The sequence below is a fragment of the Deferrivibrio essentukiensis genome, assembly GCF_020480685.1.
Taxonomy (GTDB): Bacteria; Chrysiogenota; Deferribacteres; order Deferribacterales; family Deferrivibrionaceae; genus Deferrivibrio; species Deferrivibrio essentukiensis.
On the sequence record NZ_JAJAFU010000009.1, the window covers coordinates 52437 to 77140 of the forward strand.

Genomic DNA, 24704 nt, shown 5'->3' on the forward strand with positions numbered 1-24704 from the left:
ACCTATTTTTATAGCTTTGATACAATCAAATACTATAAATAGAGTCTTTTAAATTAAAGGTAGTATTCAATAGAGAGTATGTGTATTTATAAATACTATTCTTACATTTGGATTCTCTATTGCCTGCTACGTTTAACACTTTTATACCGTTCTTTTGTAGCCACTCAACAACACTCTTAGCATTTTCTAAAATATCATCTTTCATATTTATGAGGATGTAAGGTTTGTCATGTTTCTCGCAATATTTAACAGTTAATTTTGTTCCTCCAGATAAACTACAAAACACAATTAATGTGCCATCAGATTCCATTATATTCTTTTCTGTTCTTACTTTATAATCTGAGCTATTAGTTTCAACTAAGTTAGGGTACTTTTCTTTAGTTAACCCACCATCTTCTGATTTAAAACCTTTTGGAACATAACCGCCGTATGGGAAACCATTAGCAATTGCAAAATCTAAACCAGCCCTATCAGCTCCTGATTGGCCGCCAGAGACAATCTTTATTTTATCCTTCATCATGACAACTCCCTTCGTACAAAACCTTGTTAGTACCTGTTTCAAGAATAATAACAGAAGAACTCTTAAGGCATAAGTCTTCAATAGAATATATTATAAACCAAACATCTTTGTTTTCATACTCAGAAATATTGTAGATGAAACAATTGGAAGGCAATCCTTTTCCGTATTCGTAAATCTTAATTTTCCTATACAAATTTCTTTTTTCAATCTGAAAAACTATATCCTTTATCTGGTTAATATTCAGCTCTTTCATAGGCTTTTGCTCGATTCATCCTTCATTTTTTGTTTGTGTAGTTTATCAATAATTTGCTTTCTATATTTATCAAATATTTCATTCCCTTGATTTATTGTTATGTCTCCCCTACCTGTTTTGAGACATAGCCCCAACCACAAAGCGTGCAATGTTTGTACGTTCATATCATCAGGATATTTTTTTATTAAATCCTCATATTCCTGTAATGTTTCCTTGTCGTTACAATAGTAGCCATCATCAGTTTTATTGTCTTGTGCAAAGCCTACGTCAAAGAAAATAAAGAATATAAATAGAATTACCGTAATTATAAATACCTTAGTTTTCATTGTAGCTTTTCTCTATTAATTGTTTGGCTTTCTCTAAATCAGTCCTATTTTTAATAATAACCTCTAAATCTCCTGTTCCATAATGTCCTACATGAGTAACATCTCTAGAAAAACCTTCCTCTAATTCTACTTTTGTGGGGTCTATCTTTAAATATAAGGTTAAACACTCCTTAGAAGGATGTACTTCTAAGCAAACAAAGTTCTTAAAACGTTTATAAGCTATGTAATATTTTAGGAACTTTTCCTGAACATCGTCGCCTAAAGATTTTAAGTAATTCCTTAAGTCTTCGAGTAAATCAGAAAGCTCTCCATTCAGCTTTGGTATAAAGTCTGATACTCCTGAGTATTTCTTTTCACCATTATTCTTTGGTTTATTTTCGGCTGTAACAGTATTTACTAATTCCAGTAATAATAAATCGTCTTCAAAATACTTATACCTTATAAGCTCAATATTCCTATTCATTACTTGAACGGCGTACAGGTCATATTTAGTAAAATCACCTGCTATACAAATAAGTCTCGGCATACTCCAGTCAATTCTTTTCCGTTCATCAATTCCTAATATATCTTGGACAAGAAGTTCATATTCTGCTTTGTGACTTAAAAGCCAATCTAAATAAAATAAACCTTGATTGATTACGTTTTCAGTCATTGTTCTTTTATATTCTATTATTACTGGATTACCATTTTCATCCAAGCCCAAAGTATCAATTCTTCCTGCATGTGTTTTACCTGTTGTATGCTCAGAGCATATAAATTTAATACCTAATATTTCGTTTAAGTTTTTTTCTATTAAATTTTGTAAGGATTTTTCCAAAGTTACATTTGTTCCATAGAGCTCAATAGCTTTACTATTTTTAATCTTGAATAGTTTTATGTCAGCCATAACTTCACCTTCATTTTACATTTCTCTCCACATCCAAACCACCCTGCCCATTATCCTAAAATCACTATCCTCAAGATTTATAGTTAATGGTGGGTATTGCTTATTATCTGATACAAGCTCAACTGTTTTATTGTCAATAACGTGTATATGCTTAATTGAAAGCCCATAGCTTCCAAATCCGTCAGGGATTTTTACAAGGTAAACATTTGTTTTAATTATTGTTTCTAAAGATGGTTGTTCTTGATAAGGTAGTATAGCTACTAAATCGTTATCACAAAGGTATGGCTCCATACTATCGCCTTTCACTCTAAAAGCATAACATCTTTCAGATATATTTTTAGGTAGGTTTTTAGCATCTATACAAACCCAACCATCTACTTTATCATCTGCAATTTCAATAATACCTGGATAAGCACCTACTTTACATTCCATAAGAGGTAGTTTGATATAATTATCGTATTTGTTATTAATATATTCTTCATCACCATAGGTAACAAACACATCAGATAAAGAATTTTCTTCATAAGCATTAAAATCTTTAAAAAAAGTATCCATATTTATCTCCAATGCTTTAGATATTTTGTAAACTACATCAATGTTATTTAACTTTCTTTCACCATTTAAATAACGATATAAAGAAACTTCGTGAATACCTGCTTTTTTAGCTACTTTTCTAACAGATAGACCAGATTCTTCTATAGCAGTTTTCAGTCGTTTAATAAGAACATCAAAATTAAACATACTTAACTATAGCCGATTGGTTATAATATTGCAAATTAAATTTAAAATAAATGAATCACTATTATATTGAACAACTTTACCTTCTTGTTTATTTTTGAAAAATCCTCGACAACCATTAAGTTCCATAGTAAAAACATTTAGGAATATTCGGTGAAATATTAAAGCAAATGTCACAAATATTATAATAAAAGGTGAATCGATATGAAAAAATTGTTATCAATCTTGATTCTTTTATTCTCAGTTACTGCCTTTGCAGGCACACCTGCTCGTATAACAAAAATAAGTGACGGTGATACCTTCCATATTTTACAAGATGGCAAAGATATTACATTAAGACTTATTTGGATTGACACACCTGAAAAGTTTAATTCCAAAAAACTTGAAAAGGATGCTTATAAATGTGGAGTAGATAAAGGTAGGATGATAAAATTAGGTAATTTAGCTACAAGTTATGCTAAAAAATATTTTTCAGGTTCTAAAAATGTAGAAGTCGATTTTTATGGCAAAGGCTATTATCAGCGAAGTCTTGCTGTAGTTTATAAAAGAGGTTCTGAGATACCATATAATTTTGATATAGTAGCAGATGGCTATGCATGTATCTACAAAAAAGAAAAGTATCCTAAACAAGTATTAGATACTCTTTTAGAGAGAGCAAAGTTAGAACGTAGAGGACTTTGGGGAGTTGATTATAAAGTAATGAAATGTTTATGTGGAGAATAAGATTAGGAGGTTACAAATGAAAAAAGAATTATCTCAAGATGAATGCATTTTAGTTACATTGGATAAGGACATGAATATAGCACTACCTTTATACTTAGATATAAATACAGGCGAAATTATTGTTTGTGTTAAACCAGTTATATCATATTTAAAAAGCAGGTGGGATAAAGCAAGTACTAACGACAAGTCTATGGAAAATTTCATAAAATTAGCTAATAAAGGTAAAATAAGAAGAATAATCCACAGTATTAATGTCAGTTTTGCACGTGAAATAGGATGGAGTAAAGGTTCTAATTTTTCTGCTGTTAATTTTACTCCACTAAACGAACTATGTAACAATATTGAAGATATTATGGCAGATGAAATATCGACAAATGAAGTACAAAAAGGGTTCACAGAGATACTTAAAATTATTAATAAAAGTGTGTTCAGTAAATAAAACTGAATAACTCTACTAAAATTTGCAAATTAAAATATGGGTAGCTAGGATTTAACTACTTATAGATACTCACTAATTGGATTGAGAGATGTTTTAAGAAACTTAAAGATAATATCAGAACTAGGTGATATTATCACTCAGAGAAAAGAGCCAATAAATTATTATACTTACTCTTTAATGACAAGAGCTTAAAATATCAGCTAAGAAAATTAAGATATTCACATATTCTTGAAGAAACCTTCAATGAATAAAAAGATTTCAAGGGGGATGGATGACACAATTAAATTGACACTACCGTTATTTTTATAGAAAAAAAATTATGTTATGTTAAAATGTATCTGAATGTTTAAAGTGTTATTTTAACGGAGACTTTCGATGAATAGTCGTGTGTTTAATGGCAAACAGAAACTACCGGTAGGTACAATACTTAAGGAACATATCAAAGAAGGCTCAAAAATTTCAATAGCTGCTTCTTCAATATCTATTTATGCTTTTTATGAATTAATGAAAAATCTTAACAATGCATCTGAGTTTAGATTTTTGTATACTAACCCAGTTTTTGTGGGAACAGAAAACAAATTATTAAAAAACCAAATAAAGCCCTTCGAAGAAGCCCTTTTTGGAATCGATGATGAAAACATTTATAGGAATAAATTAAATACTTCATATATTGCCAATAAATTTTATGAGTGGGTAAAAAGTAGTGCTCAATTTAAATCTATAACAAACAATAAAATCGAGGGTAATTTATATAATATTGAAAATGAGAATAAAAGTATTGTTATTATAGGCGGAACACCATTTACTACAAGTGGATTAGGATTTATTACAACATCAAACAATTACATTGTTACAGCATTAGAAGAAAAAAGTAACAATAACTATTTAACTTGGTTCAATAATATTTGGAACAATAAAAAGTTAGTCAAAGATGTTAAACAAGAAATCTTAAGAAAAATAGAATTGCTATTTAAAGATAACACGCCTGAATTCATATATTTTGTTACATTATATAATATATTCAATGAGTTTTTAGAAGATAACAAATTTAGAGAGAATATTCAATACCGGACAGGTTTTAAAGACACTAACATATGGAATAAATTATATAATTTTCAAAAAGATGCTGTTTTGGGAGCTATTAATAAAATTGAAACTCATGGTGGTTGTATAATTGCTGACAGCGTTGGATTAGGAAAAACTTTCGAAGCGTTGGCAATAATTAAGTATTACGAACTTAAAAACTATAGAGTTTTAGTTTTAGCTCCAAAAAAGCTTAGAGAAAATTGGCTGATTTATAGGCAAAATGATAGAAGAAACATATTGTTAAACGATAGATTTTCATACGATTTATTAAATCATACTGATTTATCTCGAAAATTTGGAAAAAGTGGAGATATTGACTTAGAACATATTAATTGGGGAAATTATGACTTAGTCGTAATTGACGAATCACATAATTTTAGAAACAACGAACCCAGGAATGACAGAGAAACAAGATACGAAAAGTTAATGCGGGACATAATAAAAGCAGGGATAAAGACAAAAGTTCTCATGTTGTCAGCGACACCAGTAAATAATAAATTACAGGATTTAAAAAATCAGATTGCATTTATTACAGAAGGCAGAGATGATGCTTTGGCTGAAACCACAAATATACCAAGCATTAATACTACATTAAAAAATGCACAAACAATATTTAATAAGTGGTCACAACTTGATGAGCATAAAAAAACAACAGAAAAATTATTAGATATGATGAATTGGGATTATTTTAAGATGCTTGATGCACTAACAATTGCTCGTTCTAGAAAGCATATAGAAAAATATTATAATATAAAAGAGTTAGGTAGTTTTCCTATTAGAAATAAACCTAAAAATATTAAAGAGGCAATAGATGTAAATAATGAATTCCCTGAAATAAAAAAAATAAACAATGATATTTTAAGATTAAAATTAGCTGTTTATTCTCCAATGAAATATATACTTCCCCAAAGAACAGAATATTACAGTAAAAAGTATGATACTGTTATTAAGGGAGGAAAAACTGTCTTTAAGCAGACGGACAGGGAAAGTAGCTTAATTTATTTAATGAAATCTAATATTTTTAAAAGGCTTGAAAGTTCTATATTTTCATTTTCTAAGACCTTAGGGAATATAATTGAGAAAATAGACTTAATTTTAAATAAGATAGAAGAACATACGAGCTCTTTTGAGCTGACTTTAAAAGAATTAGAACAGTTGATTGAAGAGTATGATGAATTTTACGTGGGCGATAATATAAAAATATTATTAGAAGATATTGATTTAGTTAAATGGAAACAAGATCTTTTATATGATAAAGAAATTTTAGAATCCCTTTTACAATCCTCTAAGAAAATTACTCCGGATAGAGATAAAAAATTAAAAAGTTTGCAGCAGGAAATAGAAGAGAAACTTAATAATCCGATAAATCCCAATAATAAAAAGATACTCATATTTACCGCATTTGCAGATACTGCCGAATATTTATATGAAAATATAGCAAAATGGCTAAAAGAAAATTTTAATATAAATTCTGCATTAGTAACAGGAGCAAAAAACCCAAAAACTACAATGAAATTAGATAGGGTTGATTTTAATAATGTATTGTTAAACTTTTCCCCGATTTCAAAAGAAAGAGATAAAATTTATCCAGATATGCAAGATGAAATAGATGTTTTAATTGCTACGGACTGTATTTCAGAAGGACAAAACTTGCAAGATTGTGATTATATGATTAATTACGATATTCATTGGAACCCTGTTCGGATAATTCAAAGGTTTGGTAGGATTGATAGAATAGGGAGTAAAAATAAATATATCCAACTTGTCAATTTTTGGCCACCTATGGAGTTAGATGAATATATAAATTTAATTAATAGAGTAAAAGAGCGAATGGTCATGGTCGATGTATCTGCTACCGGAGAAGAAAATATAATTGATGAAAAGCTTAACGAAATGAGAGACTTAGAATACAGGAAAAAACAACTATTAAGCTTGCAAAATGAAGTGCTTGATCTCGAAGATATTCAAGGGAATATTTCTCTTACTGATTTTACATTAGATGATTTCAGAATAGACCTTTTGACATACTTGGAGAGTCATAAGGGTGAAATATTAGAAGCTCCAAAAGGAATTTTTGCAATCGTTAAAAATGAAAACGAAAAAATAAATGATATCATAAAAAGAGGCGTAATCTTTTGTTTGAAAGAGGTCAAATACAACGAAGCTAATAATCTTAAAAATCCACTTTATCCCTATTACTTGGTCTATATCGATGAAAATGGCGATATTTTATATAAATATACAAACGTAAAGAAAATTCTTGATATTTATCGTAGTCTGTGTCTTGGCCAAAATAAAGTATTTGGTGAATTAGTTGATGAATTTAAAAAAGAGACCAATAATTGTAAAAATATGAATAAATATTGTGATTTGTTGGTTAAAGTGAAAGATGAAATAATTGAAAAAATAGAAGAAAATGTGACATTGAATATTTTTCAAATAGGCAATCTAAAAGAAATGGTCAGTGATTCAAAATACGATTTAGAAGATTTTGAAATTATTACTTTTTTGCTTATTAGGTGACTTAATGACTGATTTTTTTGAAATTATAGAGTTAAATAATAATGTTAAGCCAATTAATAAAAAAATTGATAAAAAATTGTTATTTGAACAAATCGATTTAAATACCACAGATAAAAAAATTATTTCAGAATTTATTGAAAAAATCCTAATTGTTAATGTATTAAATAAATACAATGTAAATATTCAACCATACACTGATGATGAAATAATATATGAATCAGTTTTATTTATAAAAGTTGAAATTAGAAAAAAAGAAAAGATTCAAAAGATTGCTGAGCTACTAAATTATGCTATCCCAAACCCGATAGTCTTAGTTTTTTCATATAAAAATGAAATATTAATATCGACAGCTCATAAAAGGTTAAACAAAGTTGACAAAAACAAAACTGTATTTGGTATTATAAATTTTACTCATTGGATAGATTTAAATAAAATAAGCAATATAGAACAGAAATTTATAAACTCTTTAAAATTTGCCAATTTACCTTTTACAACTTTCTATGATTTATATGCATATATTGATGATGCAGTATATGTTTTGAGCAATGTTGAATTTTTTAATGATTTTAGAATGTTTGATAGTTTTGAAGAAAAAGAAAAAATTAAATCGCTGATAGAAGAAGTTAAGGTTTTAAAAGAAGAGCTTGCTAATATAAAAAATATGATAAAAAATGAATCGCAATTTAATAAAAAAGCTGAATATAATATAAAAGCTACTCAATTAAGAGATGATATTGTCTCTTTGAAAAATCAAATTAAAACGAGGTGGTAATATGGATGAAATCAAGAAAATGGATGGCAAATCTCTCGATTTAACAAATGAAAACATAGAAATATTAAAAAAGCTTTTCCCTGAAGTCGTCACCGAAGGAAAAATAGATTTTGAAAAGTTAAGGGTTATTCTTGGGGATGAAATAGAAAAATCAGATGAGAAGTATGAATTTACCTGGTATGGAAAGACTAACGCAGTTAGACTATCTCAAACTCCATCGATGGGAACTTTAAGACCTGATAAAGGAAGCAGTAAAAACTGGGATACAACAGGAAATCTTTATATTGAAGGTGACAATCTCGAAGTTTTAAAACTTTTGCAAAAAGCGTACTTTGGCAAGATAAAGATGATTTATATAGATCCACCTTACAATACCGGTAATGATTTCGTTTACAAAGATGATTTTAGAGACAATATTAAAAATTATAAAGAAATGACTCATCAAACAAGCCAAGCAAATACAGAGACAAACGGAAGATTTCATACCGATTGGTTAAATATGATGTATCCAAGATTAAAGTTGGCTAGGAATTTGTTAAGAGAAGATGGGATTATTTTTATCAGCATTGATGATAATGAAGAGGCAAATTTAAAGAAAATTTGTGATGAAGTTTTTGGTGAAAATAATTTTATTGGTAACATTATTTGGAATTCAACTAAATCAGTAACAAATACTGCATTAATTTCAGTCTCCCATACTTATAACTTAGTTTACTGTAAAGAGATTGATTTCTATATTAAAAATAGGGAAAAATTTAGATTTAAAGAAGATGGGGAAGGATTTATAAACCCTGATAACGATCCAAGAGGACCTTGGAAAGCTGATCCATTTCAGGTTGGAGGTTGGAGACCGAATCAACAATATGAGATAGTAAATCCAAAAACAGGGGTTGTATATAGACCAAATCCAGGTTGTAGTTGGAAAAATGATTACAAAAAGTTTAAAGAGTTATTAGCAGATAATAGAATTGTATTTGGTCTTACTGGTGAAGGTGCACCTATGCGCAAAAGATTTATGTATGAGGCAATAGAAAGAGGAAAAGTTGCAAAAACTTTATGGACAGAAATTGAAACAACAACTAATGGAACACAATTATTAAAGAAGCTATTTGATAATAAGATCATCTTTGAAAACCCTAAACCAGTTGAATTAATAGAAAAGATGTTAGAACTAGGTACTTATGGGGATGAAGATATTATTTTGGACTTTTTCTCCGGATCAGCTACTACTGCGCATTCAGTGATTAAATTTAATGCTGAAAACAATAAAAAACTAAAGTTTATTTTAGTGCAGTTACCTGAAAATACTGATGAAAAGTCAGAGGCATATAAAGCCGGTTATAAAAATATTTGCGAAATCGGAAAAGAACGCATCCGTCGTGCAGGCGATAAGATTGTCGAGGAAACAGGAAAAACGGATTTAGATATCGGCTTTAAAGTGTTTAAGCTCGATGATTCAAATATAAAAACGTGGGATCCTGATTATAGTAATGAAAACACTGTCCAATATCTTCTTGATATGGTGAACAATATTAAAGAAGATAGGGCTAAAGAGGATGTATTATTTGAAATCTTGCTTAAATTAGGTTTTGAGTTAACTACTGCAATTGAAGAAATAGAAGTGAATAAACATAAAATATATAATGTTGCCAAAGGTGCATTACTGGTATGTCTTGAAGATGAGATATCAAAAGATATTTTGGATGAAATCCCAAAACATAAATCAGAATTTGTGGAAACAAGGGTAGTTTTTAGAGATAATGCTTTTCAAAGCGATGCGGATAAATTAAATGCAATTCAAAACCTAAAACAACAAGGCATCATTGATGTAAGGAGTATCTAATGAAGCTGCAATTTAATGCTAACTTACAATATCAGATTGATGCGATAAATTCTGTAGTTGACATATTTAAAGGTCAACGCCGTACAGGATCCAATTTTACAATTAGTATGCAAGAATCTATAGGGATAGTAATAAAAGATTTAGGGATTGGGAATAGGTTAGAGCTTATAGAAGAAGAGATTCTTAAAAATGTCCAAGAAATTCAGATGAGGAATGGACTTCCAAGAAGTGAAAAGTTAGATGGACTTAATTTTACAGTAGAAATGGAAACAGGGACAGGTAAAACATATGTCTACCTGAGAACGATTTACGAATTAAATAAAGCATATGGGTTTACTAAATTTATAATTGTAGTCCCTTCTGTTGCCATTAGGGAAGGTGTCTTCAAATCTCTTCAAATTACAAAAGAACATTTTGATGAGTTATATGACAAAACACCTTTAGATTATTTTATTTACGATTCGTCAAATCTGAGTCAAGTTAGAAATTTCGCAACATCAAGCAATATTCAAGTAATGATAATAAACATTGATGCTTTTAGAAAAAGTTTTGAAGACCCTGAAAAAGAAAGCAAAGCTAATATAATACATAGACCAAATGATAGACTTAGTGGGCTTAGACCTATAGATTTTATAAGAGAAACAAATCCTATATTGATAATTGATGAACCTCAAAGTGTAGATACAACAGCTAAATCTAAGGAAGCAATATCTTCTTTAAATCCATTATGCACTCTTAGGTATTCAGCGACCCATGTAGATAAATACAACATGGTTTATAAGCTTGACCCTGTAGATGCATACCAGCAGAAGCTTGTAAAAAGAATTGAGGTATTTTCAGTTAAATCAGACGAATCTTTTAATACTCCATACATCAAATTGGTTAGTGTAAGTGAAAGAAAAGCTGAAGTAGAGATTGATTTGGAAAACAAGGGAAAAATTAAAAGGACAAGTAAGACTGTTAAATTGGGTGATGACCTCTATGAAATTTCTGGAGAAAGATCTATTTACAAAGGATATAAGGTAGAAGATATTAGCTGGGGTGAAGATGATAAATATATTGAAATAAACGGTATTAGAATTTATCTAAATCAATCAGTAGGTGATATTGACGACGATGAAATAAAAAGATTTATGATTAGAAAAACAATTAAGGAACATTTGGATAAAGAGTTTAAATTAAGGGGCAAAGGTATAAAAGTATTGAGCCTCTTTTTTATCGATAGGGTGGCAAACTATAGAAGTTATGATGATGACGGCAATGTTATTGATGGAAAATATGCAATTATGTTTGAAGAAGAATTTAAAAAAGCTGCAAGTAAACCTAAATATAAAGAGCTATTTAGTTCTATTGAAAATATTGATACTTATGTAGAAAAAATACATGATGGTTATTTTGCACAGGATAAAAGTGGAAGATTTAAGGACACGAAAGAAAATAGAATGAATGAATCAGATTATAGCACGTATAACCTTATTATGAAGGAAAAAGAAAGATTGTTAAGCATTGATGAACCATTAAAATTTATATTTTCTCACTCAGCTTTGAGGGAAGGTTGGGACAACCCTAACGTCTTTCAAATATGTACTCTAAAGGATAATCCTGGAACTTATGTTTCAAAAAGGCAGGAAATAGGGAGAGGTTTAAGGCTTGCTGTAGATAATACCGGAAAAAGAGTTGAAGAGTCAAATATTAATGTTCTTACTGTAGTAGCCAATGAATCTTATAAAGACTTTGTTGAAAAACTACAAAATGAAATAGAAAAAGATGTTGGTATTAGATTTGGTGTCATTGAGAAACATGTTTTTGCCGGACTTCTATCTGTGGATGAAGAAGGAGCAGAGATTGTAATGGATTATGATGATTCAGAAAGACTTTACAATCTATTGAAGAGCAAAAATTATATAGACAATAATGGAAAAATGACATCATTGTTAGTAAGTGACTTAAAAAGTGGCAGTCTTGAATTAAGTCCTGAATTTAATAACTGGTATCCATCTGTAATAAGAGAATTAAATCGTAGGGCAAGTAAGCTTCCAATTAGAGATGCAAGCAAAAAAAATAAAATTAAATTAAACAAAGCTATTTTGGATAGTGAAGATTTTAACATTTTATGGAATAAAATAAAACAAAAAACTATTTATTTATTTGACTTTGACAGTGAAAAGCTAATAGAAAGATGCGTGGAAAAAATTAAAAAAATGCCAAAGCTAAAATCCCCAAGAATAATAGGGCAAAAATCTAAAGTGAATATTGATAGGAATTCAGGAGTATCGGCTAATTTGGTAAAAGAAGATGTTCAAAATATATATACTGTCGCCAAATTGCCGGATATTTTGACTGTTCTACAAAGTAAAACAAATCTTACCAGAAAAACTTTGGTAGATATTTTAATAAGTGCAGATAGGCTTGAAGACTTTAAAATTAATCCTCAGAAATTTATAGAAGAAGTAGCTGATATAATAAAAAGAGATTTAAGACTCTTTGTGACTGAAGGGATCAAGTATTATAAAATAGATGACTATTACGCTGTCGAATTATTTAAAAATGAAGAGCTGTTAGCTTATCTAAATGATAATGCTTTGGAAAGTGCAAAATCGCCTTATGACTATGTATTATATGACTCAGATATTGAAAAAAGTTTTGCTGAAAAATTAGAAAGTCTTGAAAACGTAAAACTATACGTAAAGCTACCTTCCTGGTTTAAAATAGACACACCGCTTGGAACGTACAATCCTGATTGGGCTGTTGTAATTGAAAAGGATGGTGAAGAAAAGCTTTATTTTGTAGCGGAAACGAAAGGTATTGATAAGATAGAGTTATTAAGACTAGAAGAGCGATTGAAAATCGAATGTGCGGAAAAACATTTTAAAGAATTAAACACTGGTATAGAATTCAAAGCTCCGATAATGGACGCTGAAAAACTTATAGAACGTTAATAGTAAATAGCAGAAGAGCTAAAAGCTGGAAGATTGAACCGTTAAAACGTTAGAAAGTTAAAAAGTCAGATGCTCTGTAAAAACGCTTCAAGGGTGATGGCAGTAGAATGCAATATTGCACCAAAAGCCATATTTTCCGTTTTAACACATTTTTCGGTTAGCAATGTTATAAAGCCATCCCTATACTATCTCCCAAAATAAAGCCATTTACTGCCCTTATGTGGGTATAGAAATACTTGGTGAGTATCTGGTAATATACTAACCCTAAGAAAACTGGACACCGATTGAGTATAGAGGTTATACTTTAAAAAAAGAGATTATAATAAGGTAGTATAACCCTTACACTTTTAGAACAAAAAACCTGCCGTCACCCCATTTTTTACTCCTTTAACCTACAAGTAACCTTTTCTTTCTTCTCACTTCACCTAACTCATTAATCCGCTGTCTTTTTTCCTTAATCTTAAAATAATAATCCAAACTTAAAGTAACTCTCTCTATTTATATTATTAATATATTTTCATCGATAATAACTTATATTTATCAAATACTTACTAATTTTTTATTAAAAAATTACAGTATAATTATCAAAGCAAAAAAATAAAAATAAGCAGAGGTGCTGTATGAAAAAAATTAAAGCAATTTTAGCAGACAAAATAACTAGTAGATCGTTAGGGCAATATGGACATTATTACGAGCCACGGTTAGGTGTGTTGTATGACACTTATACTGACAATAATTTAACTTTAAAATATACAAAATTAAAAAGTAATAAAAAAACAGGCGAAAAAGGTAAAGTTTTTTTAAATTATAAATTGCATTTTGGCAGTACGCTTCGAAGCGACGGAGTTTATTACTACGAAGAATTTAAAGTACTTGCAGAAATTTTAAAAATATTAATGCAAAAATATACTTTATATGAAACACATGTAGATAATTTGGAAAGTTTTACAATTTATTTGCAGAATAACACAACTTTAAATGAAAAAAATACTATACTTTATCATTTAACTAATAAAACCAAAAAAAATAATGAAATACATAATACATTAAAGTATTTATTTAAACACATTGTAGTTAATAATGAAGGAATTGCTAAGTATAAAAACGAATTAAATGATTTTATTAAAAAATTAGACAATTTACCTTTAATACCATATATTTACAGGAGGTAATATGAAAAAAAAGTATACTTATAATTATACAACTGTATCTATTAATAAAGCAGTTGCGGAAGAGTTTAAAAAAATTTGCAAAAAGGAAAAATTGCCAGTTAATTATGTACTGAGCGAGTTATTAAAAATGTATATAAATAATTATTACAAGTTAAAGGATTTATAAAATGCTTAGTAAAAAAATATATATTTTTGTAATTATTTTTACTTTTTTGTTAGTTAATATAAGTTTTGCTACAATGCAAAATCCACTTAAACAAGACCCGTACATTGAAAATATTATTCAAAATTTACCTGAAAACACAGAGACGGTGTATAAGAATGATTCTCTTACTTATTATTATAAAATATATAAAACAAGTGAATATACTACTATAAACAAAATATATATTGATAATGTAAAAAAATATGAAATAAAATATTTGACTTATGGCTCTTTTATAACATATGACCAAGTTATCTTTATATACGATAAAGACTTGAATCTTATTAATAAAGTATTATTGCAAAACTTTAATAAATTGTTTGAGTATTTAGCTAGAAATCCTATTATCTTAAAACTCTATACTGTTTCATACACTTTAAACACAAATAACTATTTAGTAACAGCTACAAAAATTGATATTAAAAAAGACAATGAATTTTATAAATACCAAATATTTTTGTTACCGAACAAATTTTATATAAGTAAAGGCATTAATCAAAAAATTTACTTGTTTGATTTGTTTGATAAATGATATTTTATTATCAATGATTTATTAGTTTTTTTGTTAAAAAATACAGTATATTTAGAAAGAAAGCAAAGGAGTTAAGTTATGGAAAACTGGTTAATTTATACAACAATCATCGCTATAAGTATAATAATTATAAAAGGTTTTTTTATAAGCAATGATAATACTGAACAAATATTTGAACAAAAAAAACAGGAAGCAATTAATTTTTTAAAAGAAAAAATAGGTAGTTATTTTATTTATAATAATAAAGAAATTTATTTACACGAAAATATTAATGAGCAAGACTTAATTGTAGCTTTTAGTTGTTTACTTAATAATACAAACAAAGCAACAAATCGCACAGACGGTATTGTTTTAACAAGCTTATATTTCCCTGAGCTTGTAACAGTGTTGCGAACCGATGCAGATTTTATCGCTTTTTGGAAAGCTGAAAGTGAGCAAAAACAAAAGATTAGAGATATTAACAGAGAGATAGATGAAAATTTTGTAAAGGAAGTAACAGAAACGCTTATAAAAAACTACAAAGAATATATAGAAGAGTTCGACAAAAATACTATTAAATTTAATTTATCTAAATTTATCAATGACTTTAAAAGTTCATACATAGATAAAGTTGAAAACGAACTTAATACTGTAAGCATAGATGCAATCACACAAATGGAAGCCATAGCAAAAGCACTGGGTTTTAATAGTTTTGAAAAAATGTTAATAAATATGACAATTTTTGAAAATGAAGAAAAAACAATGTATATTGATATAAATGACGAACTTGAAGCAGAAGCAGAAGCAGAAGAGGAAGAGGAGGAATAAAATGCAACTATTAAATAACTTAAAACTTAAATTGTTACAGTTTAAAAGGGGTATAAAAAAGTTTATGTATGAGCATGTTTACGTAGGCGACAAATATTTCCAACTTTATGTTGTTTTTAAAACGTTCAAACATATGCTAATTTTCGATATGATTCTGTTTTCAGTACTATTAGTTATTTTATTAATACCGTTTTTTATAGTTAAAATAATTTTTTAGAGGTACTTAAAATGCAAACTGTAGATTTAAACGAACTAAAAATATTTAAAACCGAATTAAAAGAATTATTAAAAGAATTAAATATAAAAATAGAAGACGACGATCTATTTTTAATATTTTTAGCTACACAAAATTATATATTTAGTAATAAAATGGAAGAGATAAAAAATGTAGAAAATACAATTAAAAATTTTAATACTACTGTAAATTTACAAATTCATAATATAAATAAACAAATCAATGAACAAATAGAAAGCTTTAATACAAAGCTAAATGTTAGTTTAGCAAATTTAAATAAAAACGAAAATAAATTAAATAAACAAATACAAGATTTTGAAAATATAATTAATCTGTTTAAAGCTAAAATAAATAGTGTAAAAAATGAAAACATAATACAATATAAAAATAATGTAAAACGGCTTTTAAATTATAGTTATATTATACTTGTAATAAATGTTATATTTTTTGTTATTACTTTACTAAACTAAAAAAAGAGGTGTACTAATGCAACAGCTTTTAGCAACAAAAAACAATGTAGAATTATTTATTAAAAATGAAGAAGATAATAATTTTAATAAACTAGCTGATTTAAAGTATTGCTTGTTTAAAGTATTAAAAGTAAGCGATACAATAAGTACAATAAAAATATTAAAATATAAAATTAATAAAGCTTATTATCCTGAAAATTTTGTAGATAATATTATACAATCAAAAGAATTTGACTGTGTTAGCAATGAGTTAGAAAAAGATAAAACATATGAATTAGGTACAATTACATTAAATGCAGATATTTATTTAAGTTGTAATGTTATAGAACAAGTAAAAACAGGAGCAGAAATAAAATATTATTTTTATCAAACAATTAAATGTAAGGAGATATAAAATGAAAACAGCAATTAATGTGTTAAGCGAAATAATTGTAGAGTTGTATTTTAAGCAAAAAATTGATAATGATAGTATTTTTTTGATTTTAATAGAAGGGATAGCACGTATACAAAGAACGGAAGAAAAAAAAGAAAAAGTTGAAATAATTAAAGCTTTACAAACTATTGTACTCAATATTTTAGAGCAACTTAAAAATAATGAAAATGTAACAAAAGGTTTAAAAAGAGTATATTATTCGTTCTATTTTATTTTAACACGTGCGTATAACAAGTTTGCAACACAAGCAGAAGAAATATTGCCTGTTAGTTATTTTAATTTGTCCGAAAAAGATTTTGAAGATTAACCAAAAAGGGGAGCTTTTGCTCCCTTTTCTTTTGATTTCAAAAAAAAATTAGTAAAAAAATTCTGACAGTTTTCTGACAGTTTTCTGCAAAATTTATCTTTTTTCGTCAATTTAAATTAATTATAAAAATCTTAAAAGTTATTTAATACCAATATCTTATTATACATATAACTATATTTAAATTGATATAAAAATATATTAAAATTAGGTTCGATTCCTTCACACTCCCGCCATATTTTTCATAATACATTCATAAATAAAACATATTACTCACCATCTTACATCTTGGGAACTAAATAGGCACTAAAAAGTCACAATAATAAATATTCTTAATATGCTTAAACTCCTCTTAATATGCTATGGTTTCTTATAAGTTTAAAATTTATTTACAATTAATTTTGTATCTTTTTGTTAATTATGGTAATATATTTTGTGAAAATAAACTAAATGAGGAAATTTGTATGGCAGAGAAAAAACAAAACATAGAATCTTTTGAACAGAGTCTCTGGAAAGCAGCTGACAAACTTAGAAAAAATATTGATGCAGCAGAATATAAGCATGTTGTTTTAGGGCTTATTTTTTTAAGGTATATATCGGAAGCTTTTGAAGATTTATATGAAAAGCTCAAAAAAGGTGAAGGGGAATATAGTGGAGCAGACCCGGAAGATAAAGATGAATATTTAGCTGAAAATGTTTTTTATATACCACCTGAAGCAAGGTGGAGCCACTTAAAAGCTCAAGCAAAAGACCCGGAAATTGGAAAAGTCATTGATCGAGCAATGGAACTTATAGAAAAAGAAAATTCATCCTTAAAAGGTGTTTTACCAAAAGTTTATGCAAGAGGTAATATCGACCCTATCAATCTTGGCGGCTTGATAGACCTTTTCAGCAATATTGCGATTAATGAAGCAAAAGAGAAAACTTCGGATATTTTAGGGCATGTTTTCGAATATTTTTTGGGTGAGTTTGCTTTGGCTGAAGGGAAAAAAGGCGGGCAGTTTTACACACCAAGAAGCGTTGTTGAACTTTTGGTTGAGATGCTTGAGCCTTACCGTGGAAGAGTATTTGACCCATGCTGTGGAAGTGGTGGAATGTTTGTTCAATCAGAAAAATTTGTTAAAGAACATCAAGGGAAAATAAACGATATTTCAATCTACGGACAAGAAAGTAATCAAACAACCTGGCGACTTTGTAAAATGAACCTTGCTATTAGAGGAATTGATAGCACTCAAGTAAAATGGAATCCGGAAGGCTCATTTTTAAATGATGCACATAAAGATTTAAAGGCTGATTTTGTAATTGCAAATCCACCTTTTAATGACAGTGACTGGAGTGGAGAGCTTTTGAGAGCTGATGTGAGATGGAAATATGGCATTCCAACCCCAGGTAATGCAAATTATGCTTGGATACAGCATTTTGCTTTTCACATCACCCCTCATGGAAAAGCCGGTTTTGTTTTGGCAAAAGGTGCTCTTACCACCAAACAAACTGCAGAGTATGAAATAAGAAAAAATATGATAGAGGATGATATTATAGACTGTATTGTCAATCTTCCTGCAAAACTCTTTTTAAACACTCAGATACCGGCTTGTTTATGGTTTATAAGGAAAAATAAAACTACAAGAAAAGGGCAAATTTTGTTTATTGACGCAAGAGACATGGGGCAATTAATAAACAGAAGAAATCGTGTATTAACCCCAGAAGAGATAAGAAAAATTGCAGACACTTACCACAATTGGCAAAAAGAAGATGGAAGTTATGAAGATATAAAAGGGTTTTGCAAATCTGCAACCATTGAAGAGGTTAGGAATCTTGATTATGTGTTAACACCGGGTCGTTATGTTGGGCTACCTGATGAGGAAGATGATTTTGACTTTGAAGAGATATTTACAAAATTAAAAGCCGAGTTTTTAGAGCAGTTAAAAGAAGAAGAAAGACTAAATAAACTAATACTGGAAAGTCTGGAAAAAATAGAAATGAGGAAGGGTGAAGGATGAAGGATGAAAATCAGTTAATAATTTTGGGGATACTGTTTCTATTTTGGAAACATTTGAAATTTTATAAAAATTAAACCTGTGCAATTTTGGAACAGGTTGATTTAGATGTAAGTTCAATAAAAAGTTTTTAATTTAAATAGGGAAATAGATGAAATTAGATGAAATTATAAAACAACCAGAAAACAGAAAGCTTGAATTTAAAGAAACGTTACCAAATAAATCTGATTTATGTAAAACCGTTATATCATTTGCCAATGATGCCGGTGGTGAACTTTATATTGGTATCAAAGACAATCCGAGAGAAGTAATTGGAGTGCCTGAAGAAGATTTATTACAGATAGAAGAAAAAATCAGTAATACCATTCATGATAATTGCTATCCTCCTATTTTGCCGGAAATTTTATTTGCGAATCACAATGGAAAATATGTTGTAATAGTTAAAATTTTTAAGGGCAATACTCCACCATATTATCTTAAAAGCAAAGGAAAAGAAAACGGAACCTTTATCAGAGTTGGTTCAACAAATCGTCTTGCCAATAAAGAGATTATTGAGGAATTAGAAAGACAAAAGCAAGGCATATCATTTGACTCGTTGCCTGTATATTCAAAACGTATGGATGAATTGGATATTTCACTTTTTGCCAGTCGTTTTGAAAAAATTACAGGTGAAAAATTAAACAAAACCATTTTAAATAAAATAAATCTAATAATTACAGACCAGAATACACAATTCCCCACAAACGCTCTAATATTATTATCAAACGATGAAATTAGAAATAAACTTTTCCCGTATGCAAAAATAGAGTGTGCAAGGTTTAAAGGGACTATACCCGGAGATTTTATTGACCAAAAGACTATTGATGACCCTTTGAGTTTTCAAGCAGAAGAAGCCTATAAATTTGTTTTAAGGCATATTTCTCAAGGCTCAACCTATGAGGGAGTTTATAGGAAAGACAGGTGGGAGTATCCGGTTATTGCCATTCGTGAAGTTATAAGAAATGCTGTAATTCACAGAGACTATTCTTTAAAGGGCAAAGATATAAAAATTGCCATTTTTGACGATAAAATTGAAATTACAAGTCCGGGTAAATTAATGCCTACTATTGATTTTGACGATATGGAATCCGGCCAGTCTGACATAAGAAATAAAGTGCTTGCATCAGTATTTAAAAAGCTCGGTATTATAGAACAATGGGGAAACGGATTAAGATTAATAGCTGAGGAGTTAAGAAAATATCCGGAAATAAAATTTGAATGGAGTGAGCCGGGCATTTCCTTTAGGGTAACTTTTAGAAAAATAAATTATAATCCGGAAATTCAAAAGGTAGAAAACATACAAACTGCGGACGATTACGGACGATTACGAACGATTACGAACGATTACGAACGATTAACATTGGAAGAAAAAGAGATATTGCTTTATGTTTTAGATAATGGAAAAATCACAAGAAAGAAAGCAACTGAAATTCTTAATGTTCAAAACACTAAAGCATATGAGACATTAACATCATTAGTTGAAAAAAATCTTATTCAAAGACAAGGAAAAGGTAGAAGCACATATTATGTTTTGAAGAATTAAGAATTAGGAAGGATAAAAAAAGGAATTTTTAAATAATAAGGGGACCTGTTAGAAATGGACGAAGAAATAATACAAATTGAAGACATTAAAACCCAAATTCATACCATAAGAGGTGTTCAAGTAATGCTTGATAGTGACCTAGCAAATCTTTATGGGGTAGAAGTTAGAGTTTTAAATCAAGCAGTAAAAAGAAATAAGGAAAGATTTCCTGAAGATTTTATGTTTCAACTTACAAAAGAAGAATACGAGGCTTTAAGATCACAAATTGTGATCTCAAGTTGGGGTGGGAGACGGTATCTTCCATATGTCTTTACTGAGCAAGGAGTAGCAATGCTTTCAGCGGTATTGAAAAGCAAAACCGCAGTAGATATGAGTATAAAAATCATGAAAGCATTTGTGGCTATGAGAAAATTTATAATGAAAAATGCTGAAATTTTTGCTCGATTAGAAAAAGTTGAATATAAATTAGCCGATCATGATAAAAAATTTGATGCCATATTTAATGCTCTCGAAAATAAAGAAAAACAACCAACTCAGGGAATATTTTTTAACGGTCAAATTTTTGATGCTTATAAATTTGTTTGCGATTTAATTCGTTTAGCACAAAAATCTATTATTTTGATAGATAATTACATAGATGAAAGCGTGTTTACATTATTAACAAAAAGAAATTCCAATGTAAAAGCCGTTATATACGTGGGAAAAATAACAAAACAACTTGAATTGGACCTGAAAAAACACAATGCTCAGTACCAACCTGTTGAAGTAAAGGAACTCAAAAATATACATGATAGATTTTTGATAATAGATAATAAAGATGTTTATCACATTGGCGCGTCACTAAAAGACTTAGGCAAAAAAGTATTTGCCTTTTCAAAGATGAATAAGGAAGGACTGAAAATTTTGGAAAAGGTAAAGGATGAAGGGAGAAGGTTGAATTATGAGTTATGAAGGATGAAGGATAAAGGATGAAAAATGAATGAGAAACTGCCTGAAGGATGGAAAAGGGTTAAGCTGGGGGAGGTGGCTGAAATTATAATGGGTCAATCCCCAAAATCTGAATTTTATAATGAAAAAGGCGATGGATTACCTTTTTTACAAGGAAATAGAACTTTTGGATATAGATTCCCAAAAATAGATATGTATTGTTCAAAACCAATTAAAATAGCAAAAAAAAGTGATGTTTTATTTAGTGTAAGAGCTCCTGTTGGTGATATAAATATTGCCAATCAAGATATATGTATAGGTAGAGGATTAGCAGCTATTAGAGCCAATAATCATAGTATTACTTTATATTTGTATTATTTGTTAAAGTTTTTAAAAAATGAAATTTTAAATTTTGAAGGAGGAACTGTTTTTGGTTCTATTTCTAAGAAAGACTTAGAAGGCATTGAAACATTAATCCCAGAAGATATAAACGAACAAAAAGCCATAGCCTCTGTGCTTTCATCTCTTGATGATAAGATAGACCTTCTGCATCGCCAAAATCAAACACTTGAACAAAAGGCTGAGACACTTTTTAGAAAGTGGTTTATAGAAGAGGCAAAAGAGGATTGGGAAGAGGTGAAATTGGGAGAATTAATCAGAATAGCTTCAGGAAAGGGATTAAAAAAAGAAGAGTATTCTGTAAATGGTTTTTATCCTGTATTGGGGGCAAATGGTGAAATTGGAAGAACTAATAAATTTTTATATGATGAAAAATTAATTTTTACTGGACGTGTTGGAACACTGGGAAATGTTTTTATTTCAGAAGGAAGAGTTTGGTTATCTGATAATACATTAATAATCATGCCTCAAGAAAAAGAATTTTTTTATTTTATTTACTTTTATTTAAAAACAATCAAGTTAGAAGAAATGAATGTTGGTAGCACGCAACCATTAATTAGACAATCAGACATAAAGAACTTAGAAATTTTTATGCCAAATAAAGAATTAATTGAAAATTTTTATATTTTTAGTGAAAATTTGTTTAATAACATAAAACAAAATAAAAGACAAATCTGCACCCTTGAAAATTTAAGAAATACACTTTTACCAAACCTTATGAATGGAAAAATTATAGTTAAAAATAAGGAGTGAATTATGACAATCTATCCAAGAGGCTCAGAATGGAGAAAATGGGATTTACATGTTCATTCTCCATCATCTTATGATTATAAAAATAAATCTGTTACTAATGATGAAATTATTGAAATTTTAAAAAGAAATGATATTTCTGTAGTAGTATTTACTGATCACCATATTATAGATGTAGAAAGAATCTGGAATTTATATCAATTAGGTTTGAAAAATAACATAACAGTATTGGCAGGAATAGAGTTTTTATCTGATAGTAGGGGGGAAGAACCGATTCATTTTATTGGGATATTTGATATTAAAGATAAAGAAAGACTCACTTACATTTGGGAGCAATTAAAAAATAGAACAAATATTTCTAAAATTTACGGTAAAGATCATAAAGTAGAGGAAGTTTATTGTGATTTAGAAGAAACTACTAATTTAATTCATGAACTAGGAGGTTTGATAACCATCCATGCAGGAACAAAAAGTTCGAGTATTGAATGTATTACAAATGCATTACCTCATACAATGGCTCAAAAAAAAGATATAGTTTCTCTTGTTGATATTTTTGAACTAGGAAAAAAAGAAGATGAAAAAGGATATATTGAAAAAGTTTTTCCTAATATTGGACATAAGCCAATGATATTATGTTCTGATAATCATAATATTAAAGAATATAATTTAAAAACAAATTGCTGGATAAAAGCAGATCCTACTTTTGAAGGATTAAAACAAATTATTTATGAACCAGGAGATAGAGTTAAGATACAAGAAGAAGAACCAGAGCAAAAAGACCCATATAATTTAATCGATTATGTTCAATTTATTGATTCAAAAGAAACTTTTACTAATGAAAAAATTTATTTAAATCAAAATTTAAATGTTATTATTGGTGGCAAATCTACTGGAAAATCTATTTTACTTAGAGAAATAGCAAGAACAATAAATCCAAATGAAGTAAAAAATAGATTGGAAGAAGCTAACTTAAAAGATTATAAAATATATGAAGATGGTAAAGCTCTTACTGATAATTTTACAGTTAAATGGATTGATGAAAAAGAAGATAGAAGAAATAATGAAAGAGATAATTATAGAAAAATAATATATATTCCTCAATCTTATTTGAATAGATTAGTTGAAAAAGATGAAGAACAAAGTCCAATTGATAGATTGATAGAAAATATTTTAAAAAATGATGAAAATATTAAACATTTTTTTGAAAGTGTAGATAGTCAAATAAATGAAAATAATAGATATATAAGTAATGAAATAAATGAGTTAATACAAAATTTACAACAATTAAATACAAAAGTTGAAGAAATTAAGAATCTTGGAGATAAAGCAGGAATAGAAAAATATATAAAAGATATAGAAAATGAAATTAAAGTTTTCCACAAAAAAGGAGGTTTGACAGAAGAAGAAATTAGCCAATTTAGTATTATTAAAGAAAATATAGAAAAGCTAAACAATGAAATAAATAATTTTTCTAAACAAAAAGAAGATTATAAAGAGCTACTTAGTACTAAAAAATTTGAAAAAACATATAAATTTAATCAAATTACTGAAAAATATGAACAATTAAACATTTATGCAAATACTTTAATAAGTAGAATTGAAAATGAATTTAATAAATATTTACAAGAAGAAATAAAAGAAATAGACAATTTTATAATAAAAAAAAATAGTGAATTAAATAATTTAAAAAAACAAATTGAACCATTATTAGAAAAAGTAAAAAATATAGAAATATTAAAAAATAAAAATGAACTTTTATCAAAACAAGAAGAAAAATTAAAACAAATTAAAGAAAAAGAAGCTGAAAAAGAAAAACTTGAAGAAAAAAGAAAAGAATCAATTA

Annotated in this window: 22 protein-coding genes and 2 pseudogenes; 19 read left to right on the forward strand and 5 right to left on the reverse strand. The window is 28.2% G+C overall.

The window, feature by feature from the left end; genetic code table 11:
* Positions 1-25: 25 nt before the first annotated feature.
* The 5 genes from LF845_RS06150 to LF845_RS06170 are packed head-to-tail and all read right to left on the reverse strand — an operon-like array spanning position 26 to position 2726.
* The gene (locus LF845_RS06150; RefSeq protein ID WP_242820128.1) at positions 26-517 is read right to left on the reverse strand and encodes a putative molybdenum carrier protein; all 492 of its coding nucleotides are present in this window, start codon (positions 515-517) and stop codon (positions 26-28) included.
* The gene (locus tag LF845_RS06155; RefSeq protein WP_242820129.1) at positions 507-773 is read right to left on the reverse strand and encodes a hypothetical protein; all 267 of its coding nucleotides are present in this window, start codon (positions 771-773) and stop codon (positions 507-509) included. Before LF845_RS06155 ends, LF845_RS06150 begins: the two co-directional genes overlap by 11 nt.
* On the reverse strand, positions 770-1099 hold the full coding sequence (locus tag LF845_RS06160; protein WP_242820130.1) for a hypothetical protein: 330 nt from the start codon (positions 1097-1099) through the stop codon (positions 770-772). The genes LF845_RS06155 and LF845_RS06160 overlap by 4 nt, the downstream gene beginning before the upstream one ends.
* Entirely contained in the window at positions 1089-1985 is an 897-nt protein-coding gene (locus tag LF845_RS06165; protein ID WP_242820131.1) for a DUF5655 domain-containing protein, read from the reverse strand. The genes LF845_RS06160 and LF845_RS06165 overlap by 11 nt, the downstream gene beginning before the upstream one ends.
* Positions 1986-2000: 15 nt before the next feature.
* Complete coding sequence (locus LF845_RS06170) at positions 2001-2726, reverse strand: XRE family transcriptional regulator (protein ID WP_242820132.1); 726 nt, start codon at positions 2724-2726, stop codon at positions 2001-2003.
* A gap of 201 nt (positions 2727-2927) precedes the next feature.
* On the opposite strand from LF845_RS06170, the gene LF845_RS06175 reads away from it, so the two are divergent.
* From LF845_RS06175 to LF845_RS06265, 19 genes and pseudogenes are all read left to right on the forward strand, one after another.
* Positions 2928-3446 (forward strand): thermonuclease family protein, encoded by a 519-nt coding sequence (locus LF845_RS06175; protein ID WP_242820133.1) that lies wholly within the window; start codon positions 2928-2930, stop codon positions 3444-3446.
* Between the two features lie 16 nt (positions 3447-3462).
* Positions 3463-3885, forward strand: coding sequence for a hypothetical protein (locus LF845_RS06180; RefSeq protein WP_242820134.1), 423 nt, complete (start codon positions 3463-3465; stop codon positions 3883-3885).
* A gap of 71 nt (positions 3886-3956) precedes the next feature.
* Positions 3957-4136, forward strand: a pseudogene (locus tag LF845_RS06185) (IS256 family transposase); the annotation flags it as partial.
* Between the two features lie 124 nt (positions 4137-4260).
* A complete protein-coding gene (locus tag LF845_RS06190; protein ID WP_242820135.1) occupies positions 4261-7494 on the forward strand; it encodes a helicase-related protein in 3234 nt (1077 codons plus the stop codon).
* Between the two features lie 4 nt (positions 7495-7498).
* On the forward strand, positions 7499-8266 hold the full coding sequence (locus tag LF845_RS06195) for a DUF4391 domain-containing protein (RefSeq protein ID WP_242820136.1): 768 nt from the start codon (positions 7499-7501) through the stop codon (positions 8264-8266).
* Position 8267: 1 nt separating this feature from the next.
* Positions 8268-10109 (forward strand): site-specific DNA-methyltransferase, encoded by a 1842-nt coding sequence (locus tag LF845_RS06200; RefSeq protein ID WP_242820137.1) that lies wholly within the window; start codon positions 8268-8270, stop codon positions 10107-10109.
* Positions 10109-13048 (forward strand): type III restriction-modification system endonuclease, encoded by a 2940-nt coding sequence (locus LF845_RS06205; RefSeq protein WP_242820138.1) that lies wholly within the window; start codon positions 10109-10111, stop codon positions 13046-13048. Before LF845_RS06200 ends, LF845_RS06205 begins: the two co-directional genes overlap by 1 nt.
* Positions 13049-13668: 620 nt before the next feature.
* On the forward strand, positions 13669-14220 hold the full coding sequence (locus LF845_RS06210; RefSeq protein ID WP_242820139.1) for a hypothetical protein: 552 nt from the start codon (positions 13669-13671) through the stop codon (positions 14218-14220).
* A 1-nt stretch (position 14221) separates the two neighbouring features.
* The gene (locus LF845_RS06215) at positions 14222-14386 is read left to right on the forward strand and encodes a hypothetical protein (RefSeq protein WP_242820140.1); all 165 of its coding nucleotides are present in this window, start codon (positions 14222-14224) and stop codon (positions 14384-14386) included.
* A 46-nt stretch (positions 14387-14432) separates the two neighbouring features.
* Positions 14433-14957 carry a hypothetical protein gene (locus LF845_RS06220; protein WP_242820141.1) on the forward strand — a complete coding sequence of 175 codons (525 nt, stop codon included), beginning with the start codon at positions 14433-14435 and terminating at the stop codon, positions 14955-14957.
* A 78-nt stretch (positions 14958-15035) separates the two neighbouring features.
* The gene (locus tag LF845_RS06225; protein ID WP_242820142.1) at positions 15036-15764 is read left to right on the forward strand and encodes a hypothetical protein; all 729 of its coding nucleotides are present in this window, start codon (positions 15036-15038) and stop codon (positions 15762-15764) included.
* A gap of 228 nt (positions 15765-15992) precedes the next feature.
* Positions 15993-16469, forward strand: a complete 477-nt coding sequence (locus LF845_RS06230) for a hypothetical protein (protein ID WP_242820143.1) — start codon at positions 15993-15995, stop codon at positions 16467-16469.
* A 16-nt stretch (positions 16470-16485) separates the two neighbouring features.
* Positions 16486-16863 carry a hypothetical protein gene (locus tag LF845_RS06235; protein WP_242820144.1) on the forward strand — a complete coding sequence of 126 codons (378 nt, stop codon included), beginning with the start codon at positions 16486-16488 and terminating at the stop codon, positions 16861-16863.
* Between the two features lies 1 nt (position 16864).
* On the forward strand, positions 16865-17209 hold the full coding sequence (locus LF845_RS06240) for a hypothetical protein (RefSeq protein WP_242820145.1): 345 nt from the start codon (positions 16865-16867) through the stop codon (positions 17207-17209).
* Positions 17210-17670: 461 nt separating this feature from the next.
* Positions 17671-19206, forward strand: coding sequence for a type I restriction-modification system subunit M (locus LF845_RS06245; RefSeq protein WP_242820146.1), 1536 nt, complete (start codon positions 17671-17673; stop codon positions 19204-19206).
* A 148-nt stretch (positions 19207-19354) separates the two neighbouring features.
* Positions 19355-20785: an RNA-binding domain-containing protein gene (locus tag LF845_RS06250; protein WP_242820147.1), complete on the forward strand. Its 1431-nt coding sequence runs from the start codon at positions 19355-19357 to the stop codon at positions 20783-20785.
* 54 nt (positions 20786-20839) lie between these two features.
* On the forward strand, positions 20840-21736 hold the full coding sequence (locus LF845_RS06255) for an ORF6N domain-containing protein (protein WP_242820148.1): 897 nt from the start codon (positions 20840-20842) through the stop codon (positions 21734-21736).
* A gap of 24 nt (positions 21737-21760) precedes the next feature.
* Entirely contained in the window at positions 21761-22864 is a 1104-nt protein-coding gene (locus tag LF845_RS06260; RefSeq protein ID WP_242820149.1) for a restriction endonuclease subunit S, read from the forward strand.
* Positions 22865-22867: 3 nt separating this feature from the next.
* Positions 22868-24704: pseudogene (locus LF845_RS06265) on the forward strand (TrlF family AAA-like ATPase); the annotation flags it as partial.